The 17,965-nt window shown below is 37.9% G+C and carries 20 protein-coding genes; 3 read left to right on the top strand and 17 right to left on the bottom strand.

The window, feature by feature from the left end; genetic code table 11:
• Window positions 1–42: 42 nt before the first annotated feature.
• From JOJ89_RS06065 to JOJ89_RS06025, 9 genes are all read right to left on the bottom strand, one after another.
• Window positions 43–933, bottom strand: a complete 891-nt coding sequence (locus JOJ89_RS06065; protein ID WP_203290269.1) for a carbohydrate ABC transporter permease — start codon at window positions 931–933, stop codon at window positions 43–45.
• Window positions 934–956: 23 nt separating this feature from the next.
• Window positions 957–1,928, bottom strand: a complete 972-nt coding sequence (locus JOJ89_RS06060; RefSeq protein WP_203289873.1) for an ABC transporter permease — start codon at window positions 1,926–1,928, stop codon at window positions 957–959.
• Window positions 1,929–2,192: 264 nt separating this feature from the next.
• Window positions 2,193–2,948 carry a HipA family kinase gene (locus JOJ89_RS06055; RefSeq protein ID WP_203289872.1) on the bottom strand — a complete coding sequence of 252 codons (756 nt, stop codon included), beginning with the start codon at window positions 2,946–2,948 and terminating at the stop codon, window positions 2,193–2,195.
• On the bottom strand, window positions 2,945–4,033 hold the full coding sequence (locus JOJ89_RS06050) for a glycosyltransferase family 4 protein (protein ID WP_203289871.1): 1,089 nt from the start codon (window positions 4,031–4,033) through the stop codon (window positions 2,945–2,947). Before JOJ89_RS06050 ends, JOJ89_RS06055 begins: the two co-directional genes overlap by 4 nt.
• Window positions 4,034–4,052: 19 nt before the next feature.
• Entirely contained in the window at window positions 4,053–4,874 is an 822-nt protein-coding gene (locus JOJ89_RS06045) for a hypothetical protein (protein ID WP_203289870.1), read from the bottom strand.
• Window positions 4,875–5,066: 192 nt separating this feature from the next.
• Window positions 5,067–5,363 (bottom strand): hypothetical protein, encoded by a 297-nt coding sequence (locus tag JOJ89_RS06040; RefSeq protein WP_051865061.1) that lies wholly within the window; start codon window positions 5,361–5,363, stop codon window positions 5,067–5,069.
• A 341-nt stretch (window positions 5,364–5,704) separates the two neighbouring features.
• Window positions 5,705–7,078 carry a VWA domain-containing protein gene (locus JOJ89_RS06035; protein WP_203289869.1) on the bottom strand — a complete coding sequence of 458 codons (1,374 nt, stop codon included), beginning with the start codon at window positions 7,076–7,078 and terminating at the stop codon, window positions 5,705–5,707.
• Window positions 7,079–7,752: 674 nt separating this feature from the next.
• On the bottom strand, window positions 7,753–8,046 hold the full coding sequence (locus JOJ89_RS06030; protein ID WP_203289868.1) for a hypothetical protein: 294 nt from the start codon (window positions 8,044–8,046) through the stop codon (window positions 7,753–7,755).
• A 13-nt stretch (window positions 8,047–8,059) separates the two neighbouring features.
• Window positions 8,060–8,368, bottom strand: a complete 309-nt coding sequence (locus JOJ89_RS06025) for a hypothetical protein (protein ID WP_203289867.1) — start codon at window positions 8,366–8,368, stop codon at window positions 8,060–8,062.
• 162 nt (window positions 8,369–8,530) lie between these two features.
• On the opposite strand from JOJ89_RS06025, the gene JOJ89_RS06020 reads away from it, so the two are divergent.
• Entirely contained in the window at window positions 8,531–8,761 is a 231-nt protein-coding gene (locus JOJ89_RS06020) for a helix-turn-helix domain-containing protein (RefSeq protein ID WP_203290268.1), read from the top strand.
• Window positions 8,762–8,812: 51 nt separating this feature from the next.
• Here the strand turns inward: JOJ89_RS06020 and JOJ89_RS06015 are convergent, their stop codons facing one another.
• Genes JOJ89_RS06015 through JOJ89_RS06005 form a run of 3 tightly spaced genes read right to left on the bottom strand, consistent with a single transcriptional unit; the run spans window position 8,813 to window position 11,022 of the window.
• Window positions 8,813–9,193 carry a TrbC/VirB2 family protein gene (locus JOJ89_RS06015; RefSeq protein WP_203289866.1) on the bottom strand — a complete coding sequence of 127 codons (381 nt, stop codon included), beginning with the start codon at window positions 9,191–9,193 and terminating at the stop codon, window positions 8,813–8,815.
• A gap of 19 nt (window positions 9,194–9,212) precedes the next feature.
• A complete protein-coding gene (locus JOJ89_RS06010; RefSeq protein ID WP_203290267.1) occupies window positions 9,213–9,794 on the bottom strand; it encodes a replication-relaxation family protein in 582 nt (193 codons plus the stop codon).
• Complete coding sequence (locus JOJ89_RS06005; protein WP_203289865.1) at window positions 9,739–11,022, bottom strand: FtsK/SpoIIIE domain-containing protein; 1,284 nt, start codon at window positions 11,020–11,022, stop codon at window positions 9,739–9,741. Before JOJ89_RS06005 ends, JOJ89_RS06010 begins: the two co-directional genes overlap by 56 nt.
• Before the next feature lie 328 nt (window positions 11,023–11,350).
• Here JOJ89_RS06005 and JOJ89_RS06000 point away from each other — a divergent pair, with 328 nt between their 5' ends.
• Both JOJ89_RS06000 and JOJ89_RS05995 read left to right on the top strand, forming a co-directional pair.
• Entirely contained in the window at window positions 11,351–11,578 is a 228-nt protein-coding gene (locus JOJ89_RS06000) for a helix-turn-helix transcriptional regulator (protein ID WP_347401520.1), read from the top strand.
• A gap of 155 nt (window positions 11,579–11,733) precedes the next feature.
• On the top strand, window positions 11,734–11,931 hold the full coding sequence (locus JOJ89_RS05995; RefSeq protein ID WP_203289863.1) for a helix-turn-helix domain-containing protein: 198 nt from the start codon (window positions 11,734–11,736) through the stop codon (window positions 11,929–11,931).
• Between the two features lie 2 nt (window positions 11,932–11,933).
• On the opposite strand, the gene JOJ89_RS05990 is transcribed toward JOJ89_RS05995, so the two are convergent.
• From JOJ89_RS05990 to JOJ89_RS21245, 5 genes are read right to left on the bottom strand one after another with little or no spacing between them, the layout of a single operon-like run.
• Entirely contained in the window at window positions 11,934–12,782 is an 849-nt protein-coding gene (locus JOJ89_RS05990) for an N-acetylmuramoyl-L-alanine amidase family protein (RefSeq protein ID WP_203289862.1), read from the bottom strand.
• Between the two features lie 39 nt (window positions 12,783–12,821).
• Window positions 12,822–13,241 carry a phage holin family protein gene (locus tag JOJ89_RS05985; protein ID WP_203289861.1) on the bottom strand — a complete coding sequence of 140 codons (420 nt, stop codon included), beginning with the start codon at window positions 13,239–13,241 and terminating at the stop codon, window positions 12,822–12,824.
• 50 nt (window positions 13,242–13,291) lie between these two features.
• Window positions 13,292–13,534: a hypothetical protein gene (locus JOJ89_RS05980; protein WP_203289860.1), complete on the bottom strand. Its 243-nt coding sequence runs from the start codon at window positions 13,532–13,534 to the stop codon at window positions 13,292–13,294.
• 19 nt (window positions 13,535–13,553) lie between these two features.
• Window positions 13,554–17,504, bottom strand: a complete 3,951-nt coding sequence (locus JOJ89_RS05975) for an LPD38 domain-containing protein (protein ID WP_203289859.1) — start codon at window positions 17,502–17,504, stop codon at window positions 13,554–13,556.
• Between the two features lie 12 nt (window positions 17,505–17,516).
• Window positions 17,517–17,924, bottom strand: coding sequence for an aggregation-promoting factor C-terminal-like domain-containing protein (locus JOJ89_RS21245; RefSeq protein ID WP_277987884.1), 408 nt, complete (start codon window positions 17,922–17,924; stop codon window positions 17,517–17,519).
• Window positions 17,925–17,965: the final 41 nt, after the last annotated feature.

Genomic DNA, 17,965 nt, shown 5'->3' with positions numbered 1-17,965 from the left:
CTCTCTAGTACCTAATTATAATAGACTTTCTTTCTATATGCATCAGCCCTTTACAGAGCCGATAAGCATCCCTTTTACAAAGTACTTCTGAAGGAACGGGTACACAAGAACAATCGGCAGTGTCGTGATGACCATGGTTGCAAGCTTGATCGATTGTGACGTTACCGTTTTTGTCGTGATGCTGCCTGGAGCATTCATCATCATCTGGTTGGAACTGGATTCTGCAACAACCTTATACAAATAGGTTTGTATCGGCTGAAGATCAGGGTTATTGACGAAGATGACCCCTGCGAAATAATCATTCCATTGATAAACACCCTGGAATAAAGCGATTGTAGCAATAACCGGCATCGACAGCGGCACAATAATCTTGATAAAAATCATAAAGTCATTGGCTCCGTCAATTTTTGCTGCCTCTTCCAATGATGGCGGCAGCTCTCTGAAGAACGATACAAAGATAATAAGATGGAAAAAGTTAAACATGGTCGGAATGATATAAACCAGGAAGTTATCAAATAAGCCCAGGTCACGAATCAGAAGGAAGTAAGGAATCAGTCCCCCGCTGAAAAACATTGTGACAATACCAATCATCATGTACAGTTTTCTTCCATATAAATCTCTTCTTGAAATCGCATAAGCTACCATCGCTGTGAAGAAAACGTGTGTGATGGTTCCAATAACCGTTTTCGCAATCGTGACTCCGAATGATGTCAGAATACCTGAGTTGGCAAAAACAGCTTCATAGTTTTGAAGCGTAAACTCCCTAGGCCACCAGTAAATGCCGCCATTAGCTGCATCTGCACCTTCATTCAGGGAGTTGACGATAACATACCAGATTGGGTAAAGCGTTATTCCGCAGATCAAGAACATAATAATGATGTTGATGTTATCGAAGATGTATTCACTTTTTGTTCTGCGGTTTAATTTAAACAGTTTCAGCACGTGATCTCCCCTCCTTAGAATAATGAAGTGCCGTCAAGCTTTTTCGTAATTCTGTTAGCCGTGTAAAGCAGAATAAAGGCAATAATTGCTTTTAAAAGACCGACTGCCGTTGCATAAGAATATCGCGCATTTTGAACACCCATTTGATACACATAGATATCAATAACGTTGCTAGCGCTTTCATTTAATGCATTACGGAGAACCAAGATCTGGTCAAAGTTTGAATTCAGCACACCGCTGACTGCCAGGATGAAAAGAATTGTAATCGTTGGACGGATCGAAGGCAGTGTGACATGCCACATTTTCTGAAAACGATTTGCTCCATCAATTGTTGAAGACTCATAGAGTTCAGTAGATACGCCCGCTATTGCTGCAAGATAGATGATTGCAGACCAGCCGATTTCTTTCCAGATATCCGAGATAATCACAATGCCCCAGAAGTACTGCGGTTCAGCAAGAAAGCTGATGCGTTCATTGATAATTCCGAGATTAAGTAAAATGTCATTAATAATGCCGATATCAGATAACCATGTTGTTAAAATACCGCCGAGAACAACCCATGAAAGAAAATGAGGCAAATACGTTATCGTCTGAACCATTTTCTTAAACTTCAGTGAAGTCAATTCATTCAGCATCAAGGCAAAAATGATCGGCAGCGGAAATCCGATAAGCAGCTTAATCAAGCTGATGCCAAGAGTGTTCTTAAGTACAGTCCAGAAATTCTCATCCTGCAGAAATTCTTTAAACTGCCTAAGTCCAACCCACGGTGCCTCTCTGATTGTGCTGATAATGCTGAACTCCTTAAAAGCTATAATCAGTCCATACATCGGCACGTAGTTGAAAATGAACATCCAAACCATACCGAGCAGTGCCATAATCTGCAAATATTTTTGGGAATTCATCCTCTTTAGATCCCGTTTTAATCTTCCTTTTTTTGTACTGGGCGCAATCACTTGCTCCTCTGCCCGTACAATCTTCGCTTCCATCTGCTCACCACCCCGATTTCTATGATGTTTTCTATCTGTCCTCATTGTAAGAAAAAGTGCCCTCCTGCATAAGTTAGAAAATTTCATATAAGGTATCAGAATTTTGGATTGGGGAAATAACCCTCTTAAAATTTCTCTTCTTCAGACAGAATAATAAAAGCCCCGCTCAGCGAGGCTCAAAGATTTGAAGGTCACATTTTCATACTGTTCCCTTCTCTATAAATATTGTTCAAGTTCATACAGGAGATACAAAGCAGAAGTGCATTACTTGGCATTTCTGTAAATGTTTTTTATGAATAATGGAATCAATTTAGGCAAAACTTGAAACCGCCTGATATTCAGAACCTGCAGAGCTGCTTCCTTTTCAAGCTCAGTCAGCGGCCAATCTGCCGGTATGAATGAGAACAATTCTTCAAGAAACTGTGTCGGAATGGTCTGGATGATTTCCAGCTGCTCTTTAAACGTTTGTTCATTCGGAATAAAGGATGCCATTATTTTATGAGTAGCACTTTTGAGAAGAGTATCAGGGAGGGTTTGCAGGCTGTCACACGTCCAGGCATTTGAACCGAAGATCTCTGCCTGGTCAATACTATATAAGAAAAAGACTCTGTCACTTTTTTCTTTCAGAAGAATGTTTTTCCGTGTCCTGTCAAGATTGCAAAGCCAATAATCAAACAAAATGATTTTTGCAAGGTCTTCCCCATTGACTATTTTTCCCACAGTAGTTTCATGTCCATTTACACAGTCCGGAACATAGTGGACAGCAAATTGATGCGGGGTATAAATAATCCCTTTCCGGTTTGGAAGCTGATTAAAAAATGTTTCCGGTAACTGAATTTGTTCTGCTTTAGGTACAGGAAGACCCATAAATCGTGCAAGACAATAACCGATCCACTCGTTGATGAGTGCTTTATTTTCAGTTGGCTTATAGAACTTGACCACATAATCATGACCGTTTTCTAGCTGGATAAGGTGAGCGTTCTCTGTCTTGCTTTCGAATAATTTTTTATAGACGCTCATGGTCCTTCATCCCTCTTTATTTCTTGAAACAATTCAATATACCGCTCTGCGCAATGGCTAAGTTGAAAATGCTCCATTACCCTTTTAACCGCAAAATCGGACAAGTGCTGGTAGTTATCTTTTTCATCAACTACCCGATAAATCATGTTTATTGCACCTCTTACATGATTTTCCCTGTAGAGATAGCCTGATTTTCCGTGCAACACGATTTCAGGAATGGAGGCTGTTCTTGGAGCAACTGCAGGTACCCCGCAGGCCATTGATTCAATAAAGGTATTCCCGAATGATTCTGATAGGGTAGTCGCCAGGGTACATCCCCCGGATTCCTTAATTTTTGCATACATTACAGGCATTTGATGATAGGGAATAACAGGGTGCCACTTTACCGCATCTTCTAATTTCTGCTTCTTTAATTCTTCGGCAAATAACTCCCGGTCCACACTTTTGTCGCCTCCTATCACCCAAAATTCAAGGTCATCCCGCTCTTTACTGATTACTTTCGCAATTTTGAGCATGAGTCTCCAATTTTTCCTCACATCAAGCCGGCCTATATAGGCAATAATTTTTTTCCCCCTGCATATGCCGGGGACTCCAGTTGGAATTTCAGGCTGTGCAGGAACGAATACATTCGGGTCGAGCCCGTTGTATATGACTTCAATTCGAGCTTCAGGATCAATAAGTGTCGAAAGGACCCGTTTTTGATAATGTGAAGGCACGATATAGAAAGATGGAGTTATTTGATTGCTTCCGCTGAGATTTCTTGAGAGCTTTGTTAATTCCGGTGTTCTTGCTTCAATAATGACAGGACCCTTGTACTTTGCATCCTTAAGCCACGTATATGCTTTGCTTGTATCCACAACAATCACAACATCGTACTGATTTTGTGTAAGAATATGGTTAATTTCCTTTTTATCATTGGTCAAATATACTTTTGCAACATCTTGAACCATATGCATGCCGCCAAGGTCTTTGCTGTAAAGAAAATCCGTCTCAATTCCGTACTTTTTAAAATAGATCGCCCGGTTTCTCCAGCCGGCGTTTACGCCGCCTACAGTGAGCAGTCTCCATATCACCAATATTTTCATAGCCTGCTCCTTTCCATTGCTATAAGGAGTATTTTCTATCCTGCGTTCTCTCCTGTTCCTTTAAAAGCTCCCTGTCTCTTTCTTCTTTGACCACTTTTCTGACAAGACTCTCAAGTTTAGCAGCATGCAGCTCTGCATCCCGTGTGGTCAACAGCTTTTTCACTTTCTTTTTCAGTGATTTTGAGTCCGGCGATTTTTCAGAAGAAATGACTTCATACAGTTTTCTTGAAAGCTGCTCCATTTCCATGTAATGGTTCCATTCGTGATAAAGCTCCGGAGCATCTTCCTGTACATGCGAGAGGAAGGTGTTTTTATACTCTTCACCGAGACTCAGCAATAGCTTTCTCGGATACGGATATGTTCGATTCCTCCAGACCGTTCTTCCCACATCAATCACTTTCAGGCTCCCATCCTCTTGAAGATAAATCTGCCTTTTATGATGGTCTATGCGTTCGTATCCAATTTCCTTAAAAACGGAAAGCATATCAATCAGCTTATGAGAAAGCTCTCTTGTAAGCGGATTCACTTGAAGGTATTCTCTTAAATCCACACCATAAACCATTTCCATGACGACAAAGTTATCACCTTTACAGTAAACCTTCGGAAGAAGACTGGTGTTTTTTCCAAGGGACAAAGCATAAAACTCTCTCTCACAGTCCTCCATTTCTCCGTACACCTTCATGCACATCTGGTCATTTATACGAAAAACCGCGCCTTGCCTTCCTTTACCAATCATGCTTAAATCTGATTTGTTTTTAACCTCCACATCTTTTTCTTCAAATTTCGTTACCCTGATTTTCTTTGCTTCTTTCTTGATTCCCTTACAGTTGATTGTAGCCATTTAATAAACACAGCCCCTTTCACCAGTAAATCCTTTAAATTCATCCTATATTTAATGCATTTTCGCCATTTTTTGACATAGTTGGAAACACCATTTTTAAGAAAATGTCAGGCCAATTAGTGCTGTTTGAAAAGAATCATTCAATAATCCTGAGTTGCCTGCATGGTCCGCCGCAAAAAAAAACACCTCCGACTACTCATCAGAGGTGTTTTTCAGCATATTCATCGCTTTGTATAGTTCAACGTCATGTTCACTGATCTTAGACAGCAAATACTTTGCTGACAATCTCAAATCTCTTACTTCTTCACCAAGTTTATGAATATCCTCTTCGTGGTCATCTCCGCCAGAATGTATGGCCCTTGAAAGCTTGTACAGCTGTTCCTCTGCCTTATCAAGTCTAGAATCTACTTGTTTTTCAAGTGCATCAAACCGTTTGTCCATACTGGATTTTAATTCTGTAATGGCCAGCAGAAGTTCCCTGTTTTCCACGAATATCCCCTCGCAATTGGTTAGTAGGAAGCATACATCTATTATATTTCCAGTAAGCGGGTGTTACCAGGGAAAACGTGATAAGTATTTGTAAAGCATTTGAAAACGATTTTTGGTTTGGATTGTTAAAAAGCTTGGTTGGACTGTTAGATGCTTGATTTGGATTGTTAGACCGTGAATTTAGATTGTTAAACTCACCGTTCGGACTGTAGGCATGCCTCGTGCTTTAATAGTGGCCTTTTGAGGTACTGCTTTGCAGCGCTTTTCTATATAAGAAGAAAAAAAAGACAAGGCTATATATCACCCTGTCTGATTTTGCACAAATTTTTGAAAAGAAAATCCTAATTTTTCTTGTATTTATCCGTCATTTCCTCTTTTTTCTCCTGAATGGAATCCTTCAGGTCTTCGCCTTCGGTCTTAACTGTATCAAGCATTGTTTCGTGCGTATCTTCAGCGTAGTCTTTCAGGATTTCATGGCGCTGGTCGACTAAGCTCGTGACCTCCTGGCGAACGTCATATTCAATTTGCTCTTTTTCCTGAAGGTAGAAAGCTGCTTCATTCAGCCTTGTTTTCTCCTCGTAAATCATGTTCGTCAAATCTCTTTTTTTCTCATAGAGCTCATTTTGTTTTTCGCTTTGCTCTTCCCATACTTTATTCCAGTTTTTGTTGCCCCAGTCCCACCATTCGTTCCACAGACGCTGGCGTTCATCTTCCCATAACTCCTGGAAATCTTCAGCCGTATCAACCGTTTCATACTGTCCGCCGCCTGCCTGAGCTACAGACATGAGCTGTTTTTGACCGTTGCTGTCTACATCGAAACCAATGATATTTACAACGGCTTCAATGTTTGAATCATGCAGCTCTTTTGCTTCTTTGGCAGGATCTCCGTCACATGTTTCAATCCCGTCGCTTACTACATAAATAATATTTTGTCCCTGCTTATCTGATTTCTCAAAGTCTGCTTTAGATTCTGAAATGGCTTTAGCGATTGGCGTCCAGCCCGTTGGCTTGAACTTTCCAAGTGAATCTTTAAATTCTGCTTCATTATAAGGCTTCAAATCATAGACCACTTCTGTGCTGTCGCACGAAAGCTTCTTATCACTGTCGCTGTTGCTGCCTTCCTGACCATAAACTCTGAGTGACACGTTTGCTCCTTCAGGCATGGAAGCAACAAAGTCATTTACAGCTTTTTTTGCCAGATCCATTTTCGTTTGGCCGCCAATTTTCTGGGCCATACTGCCGCTTGCATCAAGCAGGATTGAGATATTCGTATTAAGTCCAATCTCACCGTTTTCAAGCGTCATTCCTCCAGGCATATTGCTTAAAGAGGTCTCTATGCTCGGATTGAATTCTTCATAAAAATCATAATAAGGTTTGTAGTTTTCCCCTTCGTTCACTAGATTGAGCAGCTCCCCATAGATTTGAAAGCTGTCTTTATCTGCAAACGACTTTTCATCTAAAGCTTTATGTATAACCGCTTTATTGTAAGCATTCCCTGAATATTTTCCAGGTTCTTCTTTTACAATATCCTCAAGGCTGCCGGCTATTTCAACTTCATCCTCTTTTTCTTTCTCAGTAGCCGCTTCTTCTTTTTTAGCATTCTCTTTCTTATCTTCTCCGCCGGAAGCCTGTTCCCCGCCTCCGCATGCTGCAAGCGCAAAAAAGACGAAAAGAGCTGAAAGCAGCATAAGACAAGTCCTCTTAGTACTCTTCATATTTATCACTCTCCTATCAATTTTTTCTATCATTAAGGAATAATTCCAGGTCTTTAGAAAGACTTTTAAATTATACCTTTGATGAAAATGGGAAAAAAGATGAAATGGAAAATAAATAGAAAATGGAACAAAATCAGTAAAAATGAACCATCCATCTATTACCCTTCTTCATGACTTTTACACCCCTTATCAGAAAAAATTTCCAATAGGCGGTTTGGCGGTTCGAAAGTCGGATCGTACTTGCATGCTTTATATATTTATCTCTATGTGTATTCTTTACAGTAAAAAGCACCCGATGCATTCTATTAATGCCGGGTGCTTTTTCGTATTGTTATTAACAAAAAAGAGCTCCCCATTCCGGGAAACCCTTTAAAAGTAATGACCTGTGAGGGACTTGAACCCCCGACCCCTTCCCTGTCAAGGAAGTTTTATAATTATCCTTCAGTATCCTGCAAGTATAACTATTAGCCTCAATCCCTTATATATCAAGGATCTTGGACTTTGTATTTTACCTCTAATAACCTGTATAATTTTCTATTTATCGCTATTGGGAAACCATTTGTGAAACCACGAAACCAAAAATCAGTTAAAAATTTTATGCATACCTTATACAATATACTCTACAGCTCTTAATAGTAGAACAAATTTTTAAGGCTTTTAAAAAAGACATGTTTTCACATGTCCTCGTCTTCCTCAATATTCTCTGCCCTCACGCTGATTCCATTCGGCAACACCACTTGTGGAAAGTTTTCTCTAATGTAGTTTTCAATCCCTAACTCTAAAGAAAGTTGTAGCTTACTTGTATAATCCATCGTCATGTTAACTGCATCTTGCTCAGATATATTTGCAGGTAGTTCAAATTTAAAATCAAAATCAGCCGTAATTTCAGCAGCGCCTATGTAGTTTACTTTTGTTTGAGTTTTCATTATAAAATCTCTCCCTTTGTTTTGTAATTTTGCAAGGTTCATCTTGAACCTAACCTCACTGATAATTTGTAATATCGTAAGCAACATCTTCTTGTCTGTCGTGATGGTTCAAGATAAAATTCCACAAGGTACAATTTTTACAGAAGTTAATGATGAATCGAATAACCAAATCAGGATCTGAAAATTGACCTTTAGCAAGCTGCACATGAGCCGTATTTTGCTTGTAAGTGTATCCTTGCTTACTAACACCTACTAGCCATACTGTATCGTCTGAGTAATATACAGCGTTTTGATCATCGACTAGGTAAGCATTTACTTCTTCAAATTGGCCAGCAAGTTCGATCTGAATTTTGACTTGCTTCATCTCCATCACCACTTTCTAAACTTTTCATTTAACTTTCTAAACTTATAATATGATAAACAAAACTAATTGTCAACATAATTAAATAAAAAATTTAGATTGTTAAACTTCTTGTTTATCTGTGGTAAAATAAACTTATACAATATTTAAGGGCAGGTGTTAAAAATAAAATTCAAGCCAAGCTTTAAACCAATGGAAATCACATTAATTAAACGTGACAAAATGAAAGTCGATTTAAAAAGAGATCTTAAGATTTCCTCTGCTACTCTAGCCAAAATGACTAAAGGCGAATTGGTATCATTAAACGTAATTATTCAAATATGTGAATACTTAGATTGTAAAATTGAAGAAGTAATTGAATTAGTTGAAGACACGGATAAACCTACCGATATTTAATCTTCGGTAGGTTTTTTTGGCTTCAAAAAGTAAAAAACCACCCTAAGGTGGCTAAAAAGTTTTTGCTACTTCAACTAATAATTTCATCCCCAGTGGAACCATCTGCACAATAATGTAGCCCATACCAGCATTAGTAATTAAGCTTAAACCTTTTTCTTTATTCCCAATCATCCAAATGATCCCCCCACACATCATTACAATTATTCCAATGGGATAAGATAAGCCTTGAACTAAATCAACAATTGGATCAAATGCATTTACCGTCTTTTCAGTAATAACTCCACTAATTGCACCTGCTGAAGCTGGCTTAGATATGAACAAGGGATAAAGAGACATACTTGCTAATGAAGCAAATGCTATCTTTTCTTTTTTGCTCACCTTCCATTCACCTGACATGAACTCTTTTACAGACATTGATTGTGTTTTGGCCATTTTAATCAATCCTCTCCTGTTAACTGAATTCTGAAACGGTAAATATTAAAGCATCCAATCCTTCACATAGCCTCTTTAATTTTTCTCTTCTGTACTCTGTGGTAGTTATCCAAACAAACTTAGGCACATGACCGAAAACATTCAATTCAATTAGCTTTCGATACTTTTCAATCTTCCTCTCATTCTTTATCATCTTTTGAATATGGTCAGCCTCAACTATATGCATTCTTTGTTCCTCATAAAAAATTGCATCAGCTACTACAGCAATTTTAGTTTTTTGCGTTTTCAATCTTTGTTCCGACTTCCAGGAATCCGGCTTATCGAACGCAATGTAAATGTAATTTCTCATCAAATAATGACGTGCCTGTAACGTTTTATTCCTTGCCTTACCACCTACAATTGATCTCCCTTTAGCATTTAAATAATAAACACTTTCCCCATCACGAAAGCTACTTATTTTATCATTCATGTCCTTCAGTATTTTTTGGGCATTCCTATCTCCACCGAGATTATGAAGTATTTGCAATTGTGATCTGTTTAAATAATCAAGCTTGCTCAATGACAAGAGTATCGCTGTTTCCCGTGTCTCCTTTAATAGCATTTTCTTCAACCCTGACACCCTTTCTAGCTCGTATGTTAATTTGAGGCCTAATTACCTCCCTTATCTCTTCATCACTGATAAATGGAGTTTGAACTTCAATTAACTTAACATCTTTGTATAATGCTCTTCCTTGAATTAGAGGCAGTTTCTCAGCGCCTCCTTGGTCTAATACAACTCCACTTGCAGTTGAAGTATCTAAAACGAAGCACAATCGTCCTATGCAGTTTCTCTTCACTTGAGAGCTAATTGTCTCAGTTGTAGGATATTGGGTTGTGTAAATGAGTCTGAGGCCTGCAGCTCTACCTTTCCGTGCTATATCTTTCAACAACTCTTGACATTCTTTATTGTCAGCAATGTCTGCAGCTTCATCAATAATCACAAAATGTCTCTTCTTAAATCCAGCATCCTTTACATTTTTAAAACCTTTTTTCTTCAACTTTTCCATTGTTATCTCCATCTGATCAACAGCTGATTGCAGTGCTTCTAGAGCCTCATCTTCATTCGTGGCTACCGGTGTCTTTAACTGTTTTAACGAGTTATAGGGACTGAATTCCAAACCGCCCTTTAGATCAATGAGTGTAAATTCTACCTCGCTTGGATTGTTTTTAATCAGTGTTGCAATAGCATTATTTACCCAATTTGATTTGCCGAAATCGGTGGTGCCTGCAACGATGATGTGTGCCTTTTTATCAAAATCATGTTTAATTTGACCATTCCTACTTATTCCTACAGGAACTTCCCATCCTATACACCTGTCAACGTCACTGTATAAAAACTTGTTTGTTAATGGCTCATTGTAGATTTTAACTAATAAAACTCCATCATAAGAAAACTCGATTTCTTTTCTTGCGCCTTTGTTTTTACTAAGGATTTTCTTCAACTGGCTTATAATTGTCCGATCAAGTTTTAAATTCTTCAATTTCTTAAAATTAAACTCCAGCTCTCCACGTTTGTTATTTAATCCATCCTGAAAACGAGACTTTTCCTTTTCAAAATCATCTAAGGACAAACCTAACGGTATTCTGTAGGCCAATTCTGTTCCCCAAGCTTTTTTAGTTTTTCTGAGCAATTGTATAGTTCTTGTTTGTGTTCCTTCCTTAATCTTCAAACCGGAATTTGCAGCAATTCTTTGGAATTTTTCTGCATCATTATTTGCATTTTCATTTTTAAATTTTAAGTAAAGTAAGAATGAACCCATCGCTGCACTCGATGCAATTTCTATAAACATGAGCACCACCTCTTTATCTTAATATCTGTAAGATAGTCCCTTGGAAAACGAACTGAATAATAGGCTTTAGCTGCAGTAAAATCATACTTTATTGGTTCGTTTATGATTTCACCCTGCGAAAACTAATACGAAGATTGATTTGTGCTGTCGGTACATTATTGTTCAGATCATGGAGGCCAGTTTAGCGAATTTAGTTCCGAATAAAGGGACGTAATTTAAGTTATTAAGTTTATGGATTGTCTAATAACCGGCTATCACAAAAAATTTATGATTAATTAAAAAATTATGGTGAAAGGTTTATTTATAGAAATGTAGAAATTAGTGGTAAATGCTCTATGGAGGATATAAAATGTTGATAAGTAAAATAAAGCCATATATAGAATTATCACCCTATACACGCGAAGAGATTAGAAAGCAAATGGGTGTGTCTAATAACACCATTTCATTGTGGTGCTCCGGAAAGTCTAGACCAAATTTAGAGGATGCATTTAAACTATCCAGGCTTCTTGGTGTCACGGTTGAGGACTTGTACGATTACAGTGAGGATATCTGCTGAATGGTTTAAACAAATTAAGCTTGATAGTATCAAGAAAATTGAAGTAATAAAAAAAGTAATGCTCCTGATCAAATGAAATCAAGAGCATTACAAGTTGAAATTTTTATCCAACAATCCGATTATTTAATTGAGACCCAAGTTAAAGGATGATTAAAATGATTGTTGGTTCCAAACTTAGAAAAATCCGAGAACAAAAAGGAATATCATTAGGTTTCATTGCAGATTATTTAGATATGTCTGTAAGCGCATTGATGGCTGTTGAGAGAGATAAAAAACATATTAATTTAAAACAAGTCGATCAATTATGTAGCTTGTTAAATGTAAACAGAAGTGACCTAATAGTTAAACCTTAAGTTCACTTCTGTACGATTTCATAGTACCACTTTTTAGCTTTAAGCCAAGATTCGAACTCTGCACGAGCTTTACTTTTTAATCCACCAGTAAGCGCACGAGGATTCTCACCGTCAGTGGTGAATTTCACTTGGGCATACCAACCTTTTTCTTTAAAGTAAATTGATATCTCCTCGACCATTGCAGGACTTAGACCACCTGTGAGGATACGAACAGATTCCTCTTTCTTTGGTGCTGGTTTAGCTGCAGGTTTGACCGCTTCTTGCTTAGTTTCATGTACGTAAACTACACTAAAATACTCACATACAGCTTTAGCAACTTCTTGAGCACATTCCTTTTGAAAGGCTACATTCAGCATTAGACGTGCCTCTCTCAGATTATCCATAAAGCCAAATTCAAAAAGAACAGCTGGCATATGTGATTCACGAGTCATATGTAGGTTTTGTTGAACTAATCCACGATTCTTCTGCGGAGTTCCACCAGATAAATGTTTAAGTGCAATATTAGCAAATTTAGCAGCGTTACCTGTTTTACTATGTACATGAGCAGAGAATCCTTCAGCTTTAGACGTTGCAAATTTACCTGTAATTGCATTAAAATGTCCGCTTATCAATAAATCTGCTTTCACTCTGTTAGCTAAGTCAGTACGAGCTTTAAGCGGTACATCATAATCTGTTGGAGCAAGTTGAAATGTTCTGAAGCCACATCGTTTCAATTCAATTTCAAGATACTTTGCAAACTCTTTATTAAATTCGTTCTCTTTTACTTTCCTTTCAAGCTCAGGAATAATATCTGTTTCTTTTCCTGGAGTGCTCAGTCCATGACCATCATCAATTGCGATTAATTTTGTCATTTCAATTCCTCCCATAATAAAAAGCCACCCGAAGGCAGCTTATTTTTTTTCTTCTTGAATTACTTCGATCTTCTCAGTGACAATCAACGGAGCAGCTTCTTTATTTTCATCCTGAAGAACATGTAATTTGTCTGTTATTATGGCAGGAATCTTCATTCCAATTTGTGAAAGATTCTCTACTATAGATAAAATTTCATTTAGCAGATAAAACATTACCGTTCCATAAGCTACAAGACCATTCAGTCCTAAAATTGTATCGATAATGTTTGCAACAATTATCAAGGCAAATACGCCCACCTTTCGAGCATATCCATACATTGCCTTTCTACTTCTTAATCGTTTCTCTTTAATAGCTCTCATGATGCCTGTAATAATATCTACAAGCATTAAAAGCATAAGTAAATCTAAAAATTTCACTCCGCCAAATAAATAATTATGTATAAACTGTAAATCATCCATTACTTATAACGCCCCCTTTCTGACAAAATAAAAAGGAACCCGAAGGCTCCCTAGAAATTTTTAAATCCTTTTTCATCTACACCACGATCTTTTTTAAACATGGTGTAAATGACATATGATACGTTTTTTATAATAAGAAATACTGCAAAAATTAAAGCGAGTAATACAGCTCCTCCAAACCAAATTGTTAGTATAGGATCTATTAAAGATACAACATGAATGTAAATAAAATAAATTACCAATCCAATTGGAAAACCTAATATACCCCATAGACCCAATTTAATGTTCTTCATCAAGTGGATTCCACCGCTTTCATTCTTTGGCTTTAAGCAGACCATTCTTAGCAAGTCGAGTAATTAGAGTGTCTAATTCTTTGATTTTTTCCGTCTTTTCTTTTCCATTCATTTCTTTAGATTCAATAATTTCACGCTTCTGTGATTGTAGATCACTAATATTTCCTTGTAATTGATTAAAGAGTCTGGATACATCAGCATTAGGATTAATTTCCTTATTCTTCTTAGCAGATTTGTTCTCACGGTTTAACTGATCATACATCTTGTAGAAATCATTCACACTTTGATTATTTCCTTCAAGATTTTTCACAATGAAGCGATTAACGATAGGCAAATCTGCAACTCCGCGATCTGGTTTAGGAGCTTTTTCTACCCCACTAGCTTGTGCTATTGCATCAGTTCCCTGTAAGAAATAACCACCTAATCCCCCGGTATATCCCCTAAAAGCATGTTCAATTTGCCTTGGTGATTTACCAATTGCAGATCCGAGTCGTTTACTTAATTCACTTTGATAAGGGCCATATTGGTCTTCAGGAAGTAGACCTTCTTCTCTTCTTGGGACAATAGGTGCTTTATTAAATGAGTTAGAGTTTCTTGCAATTTCAATCCAAGGAGCGAATGCTGTAGGTAGCCAAGGCGGAGTGAATGCATTTCTAATTGTTACATCAAGTTCTTTGAATGCTTCAGGATCATTTGTCTGTAAGAAATCCAGCACTCTTTCCGGAACAGTACCAAACATAACTCCAATTTCAAAAGGCTTTGGAAGTTTTACGATGGTGTCTCCAGTTTTAAAGTGCCAATACAAATCCTTATCTCTTTGTGGTAAATCTTGGTACCATTCTTCATCCTTATTATACATGTAGGCTACAATAGAAGGAAGAGTAATTAATTGAGTAGCACGAACAGTAGCTCCCACCGGATTAGACTTAAATGTCCTGGCAGTTTTATCTAATGATTGTACAGCCGCATTGAAAAATGCAGTTATCTGATTGTAGTGTCTTCCTAGATTACCAGCACGGTTAAAGTCAATTAAATCTCTAGAATAGAATGCAGCTTCTTCTGTAGATGCTCCCTTTTTTAGACCTTTTTTAAACTCTCCAAGCCTAGTTGATTCCTCAGTAATTTCAGAAATTTTTCTTAGCGGAGTTAGACCAGCGTTTATTGTATTGCTTATTGGCTTCTTAGAGAAGTCTTTAATTTTCTGAGTCATCGGTCGCTTAATCATACTACGAATATCTTTCTGTAAATATTCACGGTCAAGAGTTGCTAAAATTGAATTAGCTCCACCAGCATTTTTCCATTTCCAATAAACATCATCTTTCTTAAGAACGTTTCCCATTCCATTAAACATGTCTACAAATGGTATAAATCCGTACTTTGAGTTAACAAAAGCGGAGAATTGATCTCGAAAGATGTTAACAGGGCCAAAGTCAGGAGATAAAACTGCTCCTTGTCTAAGCCAAGACGTAGGATGTGAAATGATTTTAAGGAATGGATGTATTTGATTGTTATCTAGCGTAAGCATTGCTTTATACAAATCTTCCTGCAATTCCATTTCAACTTTTTCACCGTTCCGATACACATAAACCTTATTACCTTCACCTTTGAATAAATTATCAATTGCATCCGCACGCCCATCATTACTTTGAACTGTTGCTTCATCTAGAACACTTGATAATCCATCAATTGAATTGTCTTGCTTTCCTTTTCCAATAACACGTCCCCACATATTATTCTCAGGAGCAGTTTCAATCAATTCAAGTAAAGATACACCTACTTTATTACGCTCTGCAATATTGTTGATAATGTATGTATTCTTAATCATGCTTTCAATCGGATTAACAATCTGCTTTTGAGAACCTGTTCGTTTTTTAGTCGGATTTGCAAGACTGGCCAATTTATTTGAGGCACTTAGGGGTTTAAAACCTCTTACACTAGGATCTTGCACACGGTTCATTGGTACATAGTTAGGATTTTCTTTAAATATCTGCTCAATGGCTTCATCAGTGTAATATCCGGATTCCTTTAATTCATTCAGAAGGCTTCTGCTGTATTTCACAAGTTCTTGCTGCGCTCCTGCGAACTCAGGAGTTTCAAGTTGTTTAATTGTAGCATCAGCTAATTGACGATCAGATACGTTTTCTAAACTCTTTGGCTTAATTCCAGCAGTTAATCCTTTAGCGTCATAATCTAAAGCACGCTTGGCTGTTAGATAAGGAAGAAATGTATCCATGCTGTTTTCAAATGGTTTTATGATTTCCTCTAATGAAGCCCCAACTTTTTGTCCATCAGTAGAGTAAATTCCACCTTTGAGATAAGTCTCTGCTTTCCCAGCTACACCACGAGCCAATCTTGCCTTAATATATGGGTTTTTATTAGCCGGAATGTTCTTTCCACCTAAATCCCTGACTGCCTTGTCGAGTGGTCGTAAGTCATCAACTACAGCTGTCATAATTTTATCGAATGAAGTCTTTTTCTTAGGTGCTTGTGAAGTCGTGTCAATCTGCTGTCTAACTAGTGATGCAGGGTTATCTAAATCTACAGGTATCGCATTCGGGCCTTCAATATCTGGATTAATCAACCGAAGACCAGGATCACGTCCACTACCTGCAGAAATGTTTTCGTATTGTCTTGGTGTACTTGGAGCTTGAGATGCTGCTGTTTCATTAATCATCTGAGTTGGTTGTTCAGGTTTACGAATAGCACTAAGCCTATTATATAAATCATCAGATTGAAACTCATTTCTTGCGGTTGGCTGAGGTGCCAATTTATTGAGTGTAGATTCACTCGGTTTACCTGTGTACTCTGGAACGTTTCCCTTTAAAGTTTTACCGATTCCAGCTTGTAGTGCTTTCCCTGCACCGTATAGAGCAGGATCTGCAATCGCTCCGGCAGCAGTACCAATCCCAATTAACGCAGCGTTATCTTTCCAGTTATAATCTTGTGGGTTAATAGCTTCACGGATACCGACTTCACCAGTAGAAAGACCTGCCCCAACAATTGCTCCTTCTTTTGCTAGTTGTCCAGCTTTCTGTAAACCTTTAGATCCCGCCTTCACTCCTAATCCCGCACCTCTAACAGCACCGTATGCACCTAAACCAGGAATAAGATAACCTGCAGCATCATAAGCGAAGTCAGCAACTTTACCTGCAGTCGACTCATTCTCACGTTTCTTAAATGCTTGGTTATCTTCTCCGGTCAAACGTTTAGAACCTTCTTTCAAGGCTCCCAACGTTCCTGTATTGGCAATACGAGATAAAGCACGACCTGATTCTTTCGTGATTGTGCTTCTTTCTGTGTTAGCAGCATCTTTGATGTTTTCGTCCATAGCTGTGTACATATTGGTTTTCTTGTCTCCGTCAAACATGTACCCGACACCTTTTCCAAAGTTCTTTAAAGGAGTTGCGATGTCATCCCAGACGGAGTTTTTCTTTTTTTTTGACTTGGAATCATTGTCTTTGCCCAAGTTAGCAATAAAATCTATAAGACTAGTCTCTTCTTTTTTTTTCTCTTTGTCCTTTTTTAATTGAGCATTATACTCAGCATTTTTCTTATCAGCTTCACTGAAATCAAGGTTATCAAGCATCTTTTGAATATTAGAAGGAAATACACCTGTTCGTTTATACTCCGCTTGAATGTCACGTTCTTTCTTAATTTGTTTTTCATCAGGCATGTGTCCACCACGACCCTGTTTTTGTGCTTTCTCTTGCTTCTCAGTAATTTTGCCAATTTCCTTTAACTTTGCATCATATGATTTTTTACTTTGTCCACCATATAACTCTTCTTCTTCAGCTCGTTTCTCAGCTTCTTTTTGTGACTTCTTCATTGCAGCAATATATTTTGTTTTTGCAAATTCTCCTTGTGTCTTTAACCTGCCAATTTCACGAGCTGAAGAAAGACCCGCATCATACGAGCCTTTCCCATATCTATCTTCAAATATTTTCTTGTATTTATCTGAATTGTAAGCCATTCATTCACCATCCTAATACCAATTGTTTTTGTCCCAGAATTGAAGTGCTTTTTCAGGTGAGCCGTACCTATCTTTGACATATTGAGCAGTCATGAGAATTTGATTTACTGGATTGCTGTAGCTAATTCCCATTTTCTTTTCATACTGTGAACGTGTGGAACTTAAAAATTGTCCATATCCCCAAGCAGAACTCTTTTTGTTCCCTACGCTTGGATTCCAAGTTGATTCACGTCCAATTAGTTCAGTTAAAGCGACCACCCAACTGTCAGGTATTTGTCCCGTCTGAAGCGCTTGAGCGAGGTGTCCTTTGTACGTTTGATACCCTGGTGCTTTCAATGCTTCTTTATTTAATTTCCATGTATTCGTATATGATGAACCACCTTTAGGAACCGAAGCAGATTCACCATAAATTCCCCTCATTTTCCCTGGTGGAGCTGAAGGTTGTGACTTTGACATTCCAT

The organism is Metabacillus sp. cB07 (assembly GCF_016839225.1).
Lineage (GTDB): Bacteria > Bacillota > Bacilli > Bacillales > Bacillaceae > Bacillus_P > Bacillus_P indicus.
The sequence above is the reverse complement of the archived record's forward strand: the minus strand, read 5'-3'. Positions and strand labels throughout refer to the sequence as shown.

What these genes read in the sequence shown, in the direction of transcription:
- JOJ89_RS06060 (WP_203289873.1), bottom strand. Translation starts at nt 1,928, where the DNA reads ATGGAAGCGAAGATTGTACGGGCAGAGGAGCAAGTGATTGCGCCCAGT.
- JOJ89_RS06055 (WP_203289872.1), bottom strand. Translation starts at nt 2,948, where the DNA reads ATGAGCGTCTATAAAAAATTATTCGAAAGCAAGACAGAGAACGCTCAC.
- JOJ89_RS06050 (WP_203289871.1), bottom strand. Translation starts at nt 4,033, where the DNA reads ATGAAAATATTGGTGATATGGAGACTGCTCACTGTAGGCGGCGTAAAC.
- JOJ89_RS06045 (WP_203289870.1), bottom strand. Translation starts at nt 4,874, where the DNA reads ATGGCTACAATCAACTGTAAGGGAATCAAGAAAGAAGCAAAGAAAATC.
- JOJ89_RS06035 (WP_203289869.1), bottom strand. Translation starts at nt 7,078, where the DNA reads ATGAAGAGTACTAAGAGGACTTGTCTTATGCTGCTTTCAGCTCTTTTC.
- JOJ89_RS06030 (WP_203289868.1), bottom strand. Translation starts at nt 8,046, where the DNA reads ATGAACCTTGCAAAATTACAAAACAAAGGGAGAGATTTTATAATGAAA.
- JOJ89_RS06025 (WP_203289867.1), bottom strand. Translation starts at nt 8,368, where the DNA reads ATGAAGCAAGTCAAAATTCAGATCGAACTTGCTGGCCAATTTGAAGAA.
- JOJ89_RS06015 (WP_203289866.1), bottom strand. Translation starts at nt 9,193, where the DNA reads ATGGCCAAAACACAATCAATGTCTGTAAAAGAGTTCATGTCAGGTGAA.
- JOJ89_RS06010 (WP_203290267.1), bottom strand. Translation starts at nt 9,794, where the DNA reads ATGCTATTAAAGGAGACACGGGAAACAGCGATACTCTTGTCATTGAGC.
- JOJ89_RS06005 (WP_203289865.1), bottom strand. Translation starts at nt 11,022, where the DNA reads ATGTTTATAGAAATTGCATCGAGTGCAGCGATGGGTTCATTCTTACTT.
- JOJ89_RS06000 (WP_347401520.1), top strand. Translation starts at nt 11,351, where the DNA reads ATGCTCTATGGAGGATATAAAATGTTGATAAGTAAAATAAAGCCATAT.
- JOJ89_RS05995 (WP_203289863.1), top strand. Translation starts at nt 11,734, where the DNA reads ATGATTGTTGGTTCCAAACTTAGAAAAATCCGAGAACAAAAAGGAATA.
- JOJ89_RS05990 (WP_203289862.1), bottom strand. Translation starts at nt 12,782, where the DNA reads ATGACAAAATTAATCGCAATTGATGATGGTCATGGACTGAGCACTCCA.
- JOJ89_RS05985 (WP_203289861.1), bottom strand. Translation starts at nt 13,241, where the DNA reads ATGGATGATTTACAGTTTATACATAATTATTTATTTGGCGGAGTGAAA.
- JOJ89_RS05980 (WP_203289860.1), bottom strand. Translation starts at nt 13,534, where the DNA reads ATGAAGAACATTAAATTGGGTCTATGGGGTATATTAGGTTTTCCAATT.
- JOJ89_RS05975 (WP_203289859.1), bottom strand. Translation starts at nt 17,504, where the DNA reads ATGGCTTACAATTCAGATAAATACAAGAAAATATTTGAAGATAGATAT.
- JOJ89_RS21245 (WP_277987884.1), bottom strand. Translation starts at nt 17,924, where the DNA reads ATGAGGGGAATTTATGGTGAATCTGCTTCGGTTCCTAAAGGTGGTTCA.